The 13,457-nt window shown below is 44.6% G+C and carries 9 protein-coding genes; 8 read left to right on the top strand and 1 reads right to left on the bottom strand.

Annotated elements, in window-relative coordinates; translation table 11 throughout:
• Positions 1-190 precede the first annotated feature (190 nt).
• Genes DW121_RS04420 through DW121_RS04385 form a run of 8 tightly spaced genes read left to right on the top strand, consistent with a single transcriptional unit; the run spans position 191 to position 11,870 of the window.
• Positions 191-2,704, top strand: a complete 2,514-nt coding sequence (locus DW121_RS04420; RefSeq protein WP_118323125.1) for a DUF4493 domain-containing protein — start codon at positions 191-193, stop codon at positions 2,702-2,704.
• Positions 2,705-2,722: 18 nt separating this feature from the next.
• Complete coding sequence (locus DW121_RS04415) at positions 2,723-3,985, top strand: DUF4493 domain-containing protein (protein WP_118323124.1); 1,263 nt, start codon at positions 2,723-2,725, stop codon at positions 3,983-3,985.
• Between the two features lie 10 nt (positions 3,986-3,995).
• Complete coding sequence (locus DW121_RS04410; RefSeq protein ID WP_117710775.1) at positions 3,996-6,164, top strand: DUF4493 domain-containing protein; 2,169 nt, start codon at positions 3,996-3,998, stop codon at positions 6,162-6,164.
• 13 nt (positions 6,165-6,177) lie between these two features.
• Positions 6,178-6,912 (top strand): hypothetical protein, encoded by a 735-nt coding sequence (locus tag DW121_RS04405; RefSeq protein WP_117710776.1) that lies wholly within the window; start codon positions 6,178-6,180, stop codon positions 6,910-6,912.
• A gap of 6 nt (positions 6,913-6,918) precedes the next feature.
• Complete coding sequence (locus tag DW121_RS04400) at positions 6,919-7,758, top strand: hypothetical protein (protein ID WP_117710777.1); 840 nt, start codon at positions 6,919-6,921, stop codon at positions 7,756-7,758.
• 7 nt (positions 7,759-7,765) lie between these two features.
• A complete protein-coding gene (locus tag DW121_RS04395; protein ID WP_118323123.1) occupies positions 7,766-9,355 on the top strand; it encodes a PCMD domain-containing protein in 1,590 nt (529 codons plus the stop codon).
• 15 nt (positions 9,356-9,370) lie between these two features.
• Complete coding sequence (locus DW121_RS04390) at positions 9,371-11,050, top strand: DUF4493 domain-containing protein (protein WP_118323122.1); 1,680 nt, start codon at positions 9,371-9,373, stop codon at positions 11,048-11,050.
• A gap of 19 nt (positions 11,051-11,069) precedes the next feature.
• The gene (locus tag DW121_RS04385; RefSeq protein ID WP_118323279.1) at positions 11,070-11,870 is read left to right on the top strand and encodes a DUF4493 domain-containing protein; all 801 of its coding nucleotides are present in this window, start codon (positions 11,070-11,072) and stop codon (positions 11,868-11,870) included.
• A gap of 588 nt (positions 11,871-12,458) precedes the next feature.
• Here DW121_RS04385 and DW121_RS04380 read toward each other — a convergent pair.
• Entirely contained in the window at positions 12,459-13,364 is a 906-nt protein-coding gene (locus DW121_RS04380; RefSeq protein ID WP_118323121.1) for a metallophosphoesterase, read from the bottom strand.
• Between the last annotated feature and the right edge of the window lie 93 nt (positions 13,365-13,457).

Below are 13,457 nucleotides of genomic sequence, written 5' to 3'. Positions count from 1 at the left end.
TAATCAAAAATAAGCTAAAAAGCACTTTAAACAACTTTTCTTTTTTTGCAGGAAATGGGACAAATGATGTCCCATTTTTCATTTATCGCTGTAAAATAAGGCTTTACAGGGCTATTTTATCGCCAAAAAACAGTATCTTTGTCCCCAGTTTTAGATTTTAATAGGTAAAAAAGATAATTAAGTATTGTCAATGGGCAAAAAATACACAACTATTCTGACCCTGTTTGCAACTATATGTTTCATATTATCCGGATGTGAACAGGATGACGAACAAATATCAAACCGAGGCAAGCTTAATCTAAGATTGGCAGCCGATACAAGCGTGGAAAGTACCATCACACGCGCAACTACTGATGAAGGTACAAAACCCGATATAAACAATTTCACTATTGCAGTTCTTCAGAATAATAGCATAAAACTCTCATGGGATAAATATGCCGACTTTACAGACGGCACAGAGATACCGGCCGGCAATTATACCTTGAAGGCAGCTTATGGAAACATCGAGACACAAGGTTTTGATGCTCCATATTATGAAGGGATAGAGGACTTTTCTATCAAGAAAAGTGAAAGCACGGATGTATCCGTAACTTGCCGTCTCGCCAATGTAAAAATCACCACTGAATATACAGAAACTTTCAAAAAATACTTCACCGACTATTCCGTTAAGATACGTCCGGCCGGAGGGTCAGACATTACATTCAGTAAGAGCGAAACACGTGCGGCATACGTCAAGCCCGGAAAAGTAAGCATTTACATGACAGGCAGCAAGCAACAAGGAAACAAGGTAACATTTGAGCCCTCTCCCATTGAAGATGCAAAAGCGCGTACACATTACCGTATCAAATTTGATGTAAATGCGGGCGGAACCGAACTGAACATATCTTTCAGTGAAGAAACGGAGAGAGAGCCGATAGTTATCAATATCTCGGATGAAGCCCTGAATACGTATCCGCCTTTTTTCACTCCAACAGGATTTGAGTCGGGAGTGGCACAGGAATTAATAGAATGGACAGAACCCAAATCGCAACTGTCCACCCTGTTGACGGCACGTGGCGGTATTGCCAAGTGCATACTGATAACCCGTTCGCCCTCCCTCATAGAAAAAGGCTGGCCCGACGAAATAGACTTAGCTAATCCCGACCCGAGTGTTCTTGCCACCATGCAAGGATTAGGGTTGGCAACCAAAGGACTGAGTGCCAATATTGATAAGATGGCAATACTGGACTTTACCAAAGTATTGGTTAATATGGCCTATTCTGAAGCGAACAGTGAAAGTACTTTTACTCTTATTGCCACAGACAAGCTGAATAAAGTGAGCGAAGTACCGTTAGTGCTCAAAATAAAATCCTTGTCCAATGATTTTGATGTGGCCCAGCCTATGAACGTCATGCGGGGAAGTACCTCCATACAGCTGACCATAACTCTAAAAGGAGACATCAGCAAAGTCCGGTATCAATATCAAGCATACGGATATTGGCAGTCGCTCACTCCTGCAAAAGTGGAAAGTGATGTAGAAAAGCATCAAATCTTCCTGCCGTTCGAAGAAATACAAGACCCGCAACAAATCAAAATCATCGCAGGTGATAAAGAAAATATAGTAACCGTGGGAATTGGAGAATCCTCATGTTCATTATCTTCTCCGGAAGGGAGTGTATGGGCAAAGAAAGCTACCATATATTTAGTAGGAGATACGGAAGGAACAACCGAATACCTCAAAACCGTAAATGACATTACCTTAGAGTACAAAAAAGAATCGGGTGCATGGTCTTCTCCAACGCAAAAAAAGGTAAAAGAAGCAATTGAAGTAACCGGATTGGAACCTAATACTAACTATACATTCAAAGCAATCATCAAAGGAACGAATACAATCAAAGTGCTCAATGAGATTTCTGTCAAGACGGAAGAAGAATTGCAAATACCCAATTCCGATTTTGAAGAATGGTCGGAAAGCAAAGTATGGGAGAAAAGCTCAGCCATTGGCGGACAAGTTATCTATGCTTACCATCCTTACAAATCAACAGATACGGACAGATGGTGGAGTACATATAATGATAAGACCACCCAAGAGTTGGCTGATGCATCATGGTATTATGGCGCATATCCGGGTAGTGTGCCAACCAATGCTGCCAATATGCACACCGCAAGCTGGCATTTAAACACGTATAAAGGAATGAGCTTAAATACCGGAGCTTTCGATGGAAATGTATCAGTAGAGCTATCGACAGTCGGTTGGGGTAAAAACAACTGGGGACCCGGAACTGATACCGGCGTAAACTATGCAGACCAAAGAACAGCAGGAAGATTATTTATCGGCACATACGACCGTAAGGCTCAAACAGAAACTTTGGGACATTCATTTGAATCCCGTCCGGCTGCCGTTCACTTCTATTATACATTTTATTCATACAATGGAGAATCAGCAAAAGCGTATGTGGTTTTAGAAGATGAGAATAGAACGGTAATAGGTAAAGGAGAACTGATCATTTCCACAACTACCAACAATTACCTGCCCGGTACTATTAACATAAACTATACAGAAGCAAAAAAAGCCAAATATATAACAATTATGTTCTTGTCGAGCGCATCCGACTCTCCCTCCACATTAGCAGTTGTGGGTAATAGCGGAATGTTTAGCGGATACGGTGACTCCCGTCATATCGGCAATATATTAACCATCGACAATGTTTCATTAGAATATTAAAGAAATAAACAACGAAATATGAAGAATCTAACAGCAATATTTACCCTGGCGTTTTTCACATTACTTGCATTCTCTTCATGCGAGCGTGAAACGTGGAATAGCGGAAAAGTCACTGAAGAAGTAGACAATCGCGCTGAAGGACAAATAAGTTTGTCTGCCCTCCAAGTTTCTGTTGACGAGAGTACTTCCACCGTAACCCGTGCTGTCAGTACGAATGATTTCATTATCCGCATCTACGATAAGGATAAAGAAGGAAAAATGGTGCAAGAATGGAAGTATAGCGAAATGCCCGAAATATTCACTCTCAAAGTAAGCCATTACAGTATTACTGCCATGTCTCACGAGGTGCAGCCGGCTGAATTTGAGAAACCCTATTATTTTGCCAAGCAAGATTTTGAAATAACCGAGAATACAGTAACCGACCTGCAAGCGTTGGTTTGCTCCCTGAACAACATCAAAGTTAGAATAGAGTATGACGATGAGCTTAAAGCCCTGCTCGGAGAGGATTCCAAAGTGGGAGTTTCTCTTGGAGAAGGTCATCTGGAATATGCCAAAGATGAAACACGCGCAGGATATTTCAAAGCTATCGGTGAAACAAACATTCTGATAACCGACCTGAGTGCGACTGTAAACGGAGAAAAGGTTACGATGTCCAAAGCATTCATCGACGTGCAACCCGGAGAAGAGCGCATCATCAAATATTCAATGAAAGAAAACAGCGGGGGTGACGGCGAAAATGGAGAGATGGGAGGTATTAATATACAAATAGACGTCACCTGCGATATTGTTGAAAAAGACATCACCATAGATCCGGGAGATGAAGAGTTGATTCCCGATAATCCCGATCCGGACGAGCCAGACGACCAGACCCAACCAACTATCGTGGGTAAGGATTTCGATATCAATCAAAGCATTACCATTCCGGCAGAGACTTCCCCGGAGAATCCTTATCCGGTTGTTGTAAAAATCGCAGCGCCAAACAGCATCCAGAAACTGGAAGTAGGCATCACATCCAGCAGCTCGGACTTTACCGGAGCTATTGCCGACTTGCACCTCACGGACTTTGACTTGGCAAATCCGGCAGAGAACATATTAGGAACTATCAAAAGCTTAGGTTTACCTTACGGAGACCAAGTAACCGGAAAGACTGATATGGATTTTGACATCAGCGGATTCACAGGTATGCTGGCCGGTTTCTCCGGTACTCACCAGTTCAGTCTGAAGGTTACGGACAATACGGGAAAAACAGCCTCCGCCATATTGACTTTAAAAGTAAATTAATTAAAGCTCGATGATAAGGAAATATATAAAATACAGCTTAATATGTGCAGCGGTGATTGCCCTCACCTCCTGTACGGAAAAAGACATCCTGAACGGAGAAGGTACACTTCATCTGCAAGTCGGTGTAACCGACCGGATAAGCGTAACTACCCGTGCGATGTCCGATGAGCTGCAAGACTCTTTACAGCAACATTGTACTATCAGCATTTTCAGTGACAAGGGAGTGATACGCCGCTATACAGGTGTCAACGAAGTGCCCGGAGCACTCTACCTCTCTTCCGGAAGTTATACAGCCCAAGTGATTGCCGGAGATTCGGTGCCTGCATCTTTCGAGACCAAATTCTACAGAGAAGCAAAGCCATTCGACATCAACAGCGGAGAAGTAACCAATCTCAACCTGACCTGCGGCATTGCCAACACAGTAGTTGCCGTAAAGTACGATGAAGTATTGAGATCCGTTTTCCAGACTTATAAAGTCACGGTTTCCAGCGTGGACGGAACATTAAATTACCTGCCGGAGAGCAAAGATTCCATAGGATACTATATGTTGCCCGAAGACGACAGAACTCTGTCTTGGAAGTTGGAAGCAACCACTCCCGACGGTAAGAACTATACCAAAGAAGAAAACATTAAGGATGTGAAATCCGCCTACCGCTACGATCTCTCTTTCAACTTTGTACCTACGGAATACGAAGTAGGCGGCGGTATGGTACAGGTAAGCGTCAATGCCGAACCCATAAAAACAGAAACCGAAGAAGTGCAAATCTACCAGCGTCCCATATTCCAAGGGGTGGGTTTTGACATCACTTCATCCGCTTTTTACGAGATAAATCAAGGCACAAAGTTGGAATATACCGTAACCACCACAGCCTTTCTGAAAGAGCTCTCCATGTCGTGCCGGCAATTGGCGGACTGCGGACTTCCTGCACAAATGAATCTCATGAAACTGACGCCTATGGAAAGAGGACGCCTGAAAGACAAAGGGCTGGAATTCGTCTCCGTATACAATGCAGGTAGCGGTATGGGAACCATGACGGTAACTTTCTCGGACCACTTGATGAAGCAAATCACTGCCAAGGAAGGAACATACAACATCGTGCTACACGCCACCGATGCCCGCGGACGCACCAACGAAGGATTACTCTCCATATCGGCTTCCGATGCAACGGTGCTGACCAAAGACGCTCTCGAAGGCGAAGTATGGACATCCAAAGCCACCCTGCGAGGCGGTTTGATGAAAGAAACAGCCGAGCCGCTGACATTCCGATACCGGGCAGTAGGTTCGTCCTCATGGGAGGAAACAGAAGCAACCCTGACAGGTAAAGAACTGACAGCTTCCGTCACCGGGCTGAAAGTTGCCACCACCTACGAGTACGTAGCCGTAGCGGGAGAGAAAGCATCCTCGGTGGTCTGCAAGTTCACTACCGAAAAGGCGGCGCAGCTTCCCAATTCGGGATTCGAGAACTGGCACGGTTCCAAGCCGGCTTATGTGTTCGAGTCCGGCGGAACGATGTTTTGGGATACCGGTAATCATGGTTCCAAGAAAGCAAGTGTGGACATCACTACCTCGGACGATGCGGTGAAACACAGCGGCAACTATGCAGCCAAGTTGGAGTCCAAATTCGCCAGTATGTTGGGTATCGGACAGTTTGCCGCAGGAAACATATTTACCGGAAAATATTTGGAAACCAAAATGGATGGTGTTACCGGAAACGGAGTAATAGGTTGGGGACGTCCGTTCAATTCCCGCCCGACAGCACTACATGGCTATGTACGCTATATATCCGCTACGGTAGACAACGACAACAATTGCGACTATATCAATACCGGCGACCCCGACATAGGCAGTATCTTCATTGTACTGGGCAACTGGCCCGGCGAAAGCTATGGCGGCGAGACTTGGCCGGTAATCGTCAAGACCAATTTCAAGAATATCAACAGTGCGCAATTGTTTGATGTGAACAGTGAATATATCATAGGCTACGGTGAAAAGGACTTCACCTCTTCTACCGAAGGCGAAGGGATGATAGAGTTCACCATTCCGGTGGACTATCGCTACACCAACCGGAAACCTACGGCTATCATCATCGTAGCTTCATCCAGCAAGTACGGTGATTATTTCAGCGGCGGGGTAGGCAGTACCATGTGGCTTGACGACTTAGAATTAGTTTACGAATAAAAAACATCGGGAAGTGAGACAAAAAACAATCATTATAGTACTGATTCTGGCTGTCATTGCAGGCGGTAAAGCCCGGGCACAAGAGTTCAAGCGCCACATCGAGCAAAGCACTTTTGTACCCAAAGGGCAATGGGTCGTAGGAAGTTCCATATCCTATTCGGAGCACACCGAAGACAATTATCAGTTCCTGATTATCGACGGATTCAATTCCGACGGCTATACTTTCAAAGTCAGTCCTTTGATATGCTATGCTTTCAAGAACAATATGGCAGCCGGCGGGCGCTTCGCCTACAGCCGTACCCTGATGAAAATAGACGGGCTGACCTTGAATGTTGATGATGACAACCAGTTCGACATCAACGACTTGTACCAGTTAAAGCATACCTATTCCGGCATGCTGATTCTGCGCAACTATATCAGCTTGGGCCGGAGCAAGCGTTTCGCGCTGTTTAATGAGACCCAGCTTGAATGGTCGGGCAGCCAGTCCAGGGTGATAAACGGAAAAGACGAGTCCGTCACCGGAACCTTTGCCACTACCACCGGCATGAGCATCGGAGCCGCCCCGGGCATTGTGGCTTTCATCAACAACTATACAGCCGTAGAGGTCAGTATCGGCGTACTTGGCTTGAACTTCAGCAAGACCAAGCAGGTCACCAATCAGGTGTATCAAGGCGAATATTCGTCCAGCAGCGCCAATTTTAAGATAAACTTATTTTCCATAGGCTTGGGACTGGCCTTTTATTTGTAAGAGAGGATGAAGAAGTTACTTATATATATAGTGTGCATTATAGCGGGAGCGGAAATGGCAGGCGCACAAGAGGTGCATACAATATATGTGCACGATACGATTTACATTGAACGCCCTGAAGCGAAAGCCTCACCGGTGGACAGTACCGATATTATCTACACCAAGCCTATCGGACGTTTCGACCGGGGTATCATCAACTACCGCTTCATCCCCAAAAAGAAATGGGTGGGCGGGCTGACATTCTCGTACGTGAATTTTGACGGAGAAGACAGCAGGCTGCTCTTTTCATTGCTAAAGGACTTTGACTGTAACTTCCGTACGTTGTCGGTAAAGCCGTTCGTGGGTTATGCTTTTAAAGACAACATTATAGTGGGACTGAAAGCCGGTTATAACCATACCGTAGCCGACTTGGGAAATATCTCACTGAGCATTGACGATGATTTGAGTTTCGACCTTAAAGACATACGCTATTCGGAAGACTCATATAGCATCGCCCTGTTCCACCGTTCTTATGTGGGACTGGACAGGGGCAAGCGTTTCGGTTTTTTCAATGAGAGTTCCCTCTCCTACAACAACGGAAGCAGCGTATTCAGCCGCGGCAAGGAAGAAACCCTGAAGCGCACGGAGACAACGATACACGAAATACACTTGGGACTAAACCCCGGTGTGGCCGTATTCATCATGGAGAATGTATGCGCCGAGATGTCCTTTGGAGTTGTCGGCTTCAAATACAGAATAGAGAAACAAAAGAATAATGAAGGCGAAACCGGTAAACGAAGTACCAGCGGTGCAAACTTCAAAATCAATTTGTTCAATATCAATATAGGAATTACACTTTGCTTGTAAGACATAAATGAAGAAGATAGAAACATATACCACCGGATTGTTCATGCTGCTGGCAGCCCTGCTGACCTCCTGCATAGAAAACAATGTGCCTTACCCCACCGTAAAGCTCGATATCACCGCACTTGAGGTAGAGGGGGAAACCACGGGAGCGGTTATCAGCACAGAAAACCGTACAGTGACGGTCACCCTTGCCGATACGGTAAATATGAAGAAAGTATATATCAAGAAGGTGGAGATGACGGCAGGCGCCAAAAGCATATTGCGTGCGGATACAACTTTCGACCTGACCAATCCGCAAACGGTTATCTTGTCTCTCTATCAAGACTACCCTTGGAAGATTATAGGTAAGCAGCCCATCGAACGCCGCTTTGCGGTAGAAGGCCAGATAGGAGAACCGGTTTTCTATGTCAGCGAAAAGGAGCACAGAGCCATCGCTTACGTCAGCAAAGAACAGAATCTTGAGAAAATCAAAGTTACTGACTTGAAACTGGGGCCTACAGGGGCTACGATACACGGATATGACGGCGCTTCCACCGTTATGAACTTTTCGGGCGGCAAGCCGCAGATAGTGATAGTGACCTACCGTGATGTATTGGAAGACTGGACGCTGAACGTATTCGAAACAGATGCTGTACGGGTTACTTCGGCAGACGGTTGGGTCAACGTAGCTTGGCTGTATGGCGAGGGTCTTGCCGGCGAAGACAACGGGTTTGAGATACGCGAAGCTACTTCCGATGAATGGCAGAAAGTGGACGCCTCGTATATGCAGACCACAGGCGGCAGTTTCTCGGCGCGCATTCCTCACCTGAAAGCTGCAACGACCTATGCTTGCCGCGCCTATTCGGGCACATCCGTCAGTACGGAAAAGACTTTCACTACCACTACTGCGGTAGAGTTACCGAACGCGTCTTTCGATTATTGGCACATGAGCGGCAAAGTTGCCAATCCTTGGGAAGAGAACGGGCAACAATTCTGGGATACCGGTAACGTGGGTGTCACCACCGCCAGTTCCAGCAACTCCGTTTCTACCGACGACACGGCGACCGGAACAGGCAAAGCAGCCAAACTGACCTCCAAGAATGTGATTGTGAAATTTGCCGCCGGCAACTTGTTTGTGGGCAACTTTATCAAGATAGACGGAACAAACGGTATTCTGAATTTCGGTCAGCCTTTCACCGGTCGCCCTACCAAGCTGAAAGGATATTACAAATATACCACTGCTCCGATTTCCAGTATACCTGACGAAAGCCATCAGGACTATGCACGATTCAAGGATTACAAAGGAGTACCGGACACTTGTTTCATCTACATCGCTTTAGGTGACTGGACGGAACCGGTAGAAATACGCACCCGTGCCACCAACCGCAAGCTGTTCGACAAGAACGATGAACACGTGATAGCATATGCCGAAATGAGCAGCGGAAGCACGGTGACAGACTATCAACAATTTGAATTGGAATTAGATTATCGTGCAACCAACCGTATACCTACTTACCTCATTATCGTTTGCTCGGCAAGTAAATACGGGGACTTCTTTGTAGGAGGGGACGGAAGTACTCTCTGCGTAGATGCGTTTAGTTTGGATTATGATTACTGAAAGGGATAAGAAGATATGAGAAACGGAATATTAGGACATATAACATTACTTTGCTGTTTGCTTCCTGTCTTTTTGACTGCTTGCCAAGAGGAAGAGCAAATATCCAAAGGTAAGGGACGTCTGATATTGGAAGATATCGGAATATCAATAGATGCGGAAACACGCGCATTTTCTCTCCCGCCACTTAACGTATCGGATATTATAATTGATATTATCGACCCTTTGGGAGCTGTTATTGAAACAGGAAACATCGACCATTATGCGAAAGGAGTTGACCTATTTGCCGCCACTTACACCATAAAGGCATACTATGGCACAAAAGCGCAAATGAACAAGACACCTTATTATGAAAAAAGTGAAACGGTAGCAATCGCAGAAAACGAAACTAAAAGTATTACTCTTACCGTAGGATTGGCGAATGGGATTATCATTCCGAATATACCCGATGATTTAATCGGCAACTACAATAGCGTACCCGTATTCTATGTATCTTATGGCGAAGAGAAGATAGCGGTAGCCAACGGAGAAGCACTCTATGTGATGCCCGCAGAGAATCCCTATGTACTTACATTAGAAGGGCAGAACAAAGCGAATGTTAATATAGTAAAGAGCATTGGCAACCTGAATGTAGTTGTCCAAAAGGTCTATAATATTAATTGCCAATTGACATTGCCGAAACTGATACTGCCGGAGCAACAAAACGGGGCATGGGCAAAGAGACTTTACATAACCCCTGTGGTGACAAAAGACGCCCAAGACAATGTTATACCAACTCCTAAAGGGATTGTGTATAAAATACAAGAGAATAATAAAGAGGGAGAGACTGACAATTGGACGGAATGGAAAACGGTAACAACATCCCAAATTACAACTGATAAAGAGGGAACTTTGGAATATATAACGGGGCTATTACCTAATAAAGAATACAGAATTCAGGTTTATTTACCCAATACCAGTATTCATAGCAATATTATAAACTTTACTACTGAAGAAGATAAAAATGTTCCTAACTCAGGAATGGAAGAATGGTATTCTGTAGATGGTCCCAAAGGAAACGTTTTCGTAGGTGGTCCCCATTGGAAAAGATGGTATGTGCGAAATACTACAGATGAATCTAGTGAAGGTTGGTGTACACTGAATGGACTAACAACCTCCAACAATAGTGCTTTAGCATACCGTTCTAATTCGGGCACTGAACGAACAGAAGATGGAATAGAAGGTAAATATGCTGCGGAAATAAAGACTATCGCTTGGGGAGAAAATACATCTGCTGCTAGCCCTATTTCAAAGATTGAGCATAATACGCCTGGTGAACTCTTTTTAGGTAAGATAGATAATAGCAATAATCCAATTTATGGCTACAGTTTTACTTCTCGTCCAGATAGTCTCTATTTTCAATATAAATACATTCCTAAAGGTAATCATAAATTTAATGTAAAAATTGAAATAAAAGATGCCAACAAAGAGAATATAATAGAGATACAGTTTCAAGGAGAAGCATCGTCTGAATATAGATTACAAAAAATACCACTAACATATAATAAATTTTATTCACCAGCAAAATCAATTTCTATTTGTTTCAATTCAGGAGAAAATTCCAATGATGAAGTAGACACAGCATCGACAAAGCCCAGTTCTCGCCATACAGGCAACAAATTGTACATTGATGATATATCTTTAATCTATAATGAATAATAAAAACTCAACAATAATAATGAAACACCTTTTAGTATTAGCAGGAATTGCTTTAATGGCAGCAGCTTGCACCGGCAATGATGAGCCCGTACAGGGATATGGACAAATAAATCTGTCTTTGGGGAATACTGTGAATCCGGAAATAGAAGTGAGTACCCGTGCTTACCAAATACTTTCCACAGATGAAGCTAAGGACTACTGGATAGAAGTTCTTCAAAATGGCAAAAGTGTATTAGAGCCTACGAATTATCTGAACTTTATGAACACCAATCCTATATTTCCCAGCGGAGAAGGTTATGCCGTAGCGGCGCAAAGCTGTACGGAAGAGGAAGCTCAGACAGCCAATGGCGGAGCAGGTCAAGTGAGATACACAGGCACAAGTGACGCTTTCGCTATCGCGGTAAGCAGCACAAGTGATGTCACCGTAAGCTGCACTATGGCAAACGCCAAAGTCAGCATTGTGTACGATGAGGAGTTTACAAAGTATTTCACAGATTATAAAGTAACCGTTTATGAAGCCTCGAATGAAGCCCGAAAAATAGAATTCGATGCCAACGGCAAATACACCCCGTCACAAGGAGGTGGTGCTTACGATGCCGTATTTTTCAATATAGACCAAGACCCTACTCTGAAATGTGAGATATCCGGCACTTATAAAGGTATTCTACGCAAAGCCGGTACCACTGTGAATCTTGAAGCCGCCAAATGGTACAAGCTGAAAGTAAAAATCAGCCCCAGCGGACATATCGACTTAAACATAGGAGTAGACAATACGGTAACTGACACGGAAGTGGATGTAGAAGTCAATCCTTACGTATAAAAACTCCCTACATATTCTCAGACTTCAGCAAGAAGTATGACAAGTCAAACGCATCATGTATTACGAGTAGATACATGATGCGTTTGGCTTTAACCAATAATGCGTTTGTCCCCTACGCATCATGCAATTCTTTCCGATACCTCCTCCGTTTATCTACCTAATACAGTTTCACACCCCTCCCCTTCCACCCTCCTGAAACCCTCTATTCATGCGGGATAGCGGGTGGAACCCCATATCGCAGACTGCACATCCAGGCAATTCCAATGACACATCTCAGCTTCCCGGACAACACACCTTAGTCCCCCTGACCTCACACTTCAGCTCCCTTAACCACGGGCATTTGTCTTGCAAACCACAGGCATTTGAAGAGTTGAGGTGTGAGGTTAGGGGGACTAAGGTGCGGCATTAGGAAAGCAAAAAGCCGGTTCCACCCGCTATCCCGCATGAATAGGAGGTTTCAGGAGGGTGGAAGGGATGCAGGTGCAAACTAAAATCAAAGAAAATCCTCTATTCTTATATATATGATAATCTGTTTTGATGTACATCAAAACAGATTATCATTATAGGAAAAAAAAATTAGTTCCGGACTTACTTCAGCCGTTTCAGCGTAATCACCACCACCTCACTCGGTGCAAACAAGCGGATATTCTTGTTGGAAGTACCGATGCCGTTGGTAATGATAATCGGAGTGTTATTAGAATTATACCTCAACCCGGTGAGGAAACGTTGTCCGTAATGAGAGGGAATGATAGGTGCGTACAAACCGAATAAAGTAACCTGTCCGCCATGCGTATGCCCGGCAAGAACCAAGTCGGTATTGGTAATAGGAACATCTTCGGCATAGTCGGGAGTATGCGTCAGCAGTATAACGAAGTCATCGGGAGAAAGGGAAAGTGTAGGCGACTGCCCGTTCTGTTCGAGGTTGAAAGGGTCGCGCACTCCGGCTATCACAATCCGTTCGCCGTTCCGCTTTAAGGTATCCACCTTATGCTCCAGCAGACGGATGCCCTGACGCTCCATTTCTTTCAGAATATCATCATAGCAGGCCTCATAATCGTTGTTTCCAAGAACGGCATAAGTACCCAAAGGCGTCTTTACTGCTCCCAATGCCGCTATCACATCGGGAACATATCCGCAACCCTCATGCAAATCACCGCCTATCAGCAAGGCATCGGCTTTCAGGTCATTCAACAGGCGGGTTATATCTCCCAAACCTTCCTCTTTCAGCAAGCTCCGGTAATGCAAATCGGAAACAAAAGCCAGCCGGCAACCGTCGAATGAAGCCGGGACATCACGATGCGCAAACTCATATTGCTTGACGCGCTTCACATTTTTATATCCGGACGCGGACGATTTGGAGGCGCTAATGGAATACTCGGCAGGAAGCGGCGAAGTAAAATTCTGTGTGGACTGACAAGAAGAAAGAAACAACACCGCCAAAGCTGAAACAAACAGCAGGCTCTTAAACTCCCTATAAAACATCACTTGGCACATAGGCTTATCTTTATTGTTTTAACGAAATAAATAATTTTACTCAAACAGTAGTGCAAAGATAACAAATCCTTTGACTATCTTTGTACTATAACT

The organism is Bacteroides sp. AM10-21B, from assembly GCF_003472565.1.
In the GTDB taxonomy this organism is placed as follows: domain Bacteria; phylum Bacteroidota; class Bacteroidia; order Bacteroidales; family Bacteroidaceae; genus Bacteroides; species Bacteroides propionicigenes.
The sequence above is the reverse complement of the archived record's forward strand: the minus strand, read 5'-3'. Positions and strand labels throughout refer to the sequence as shown.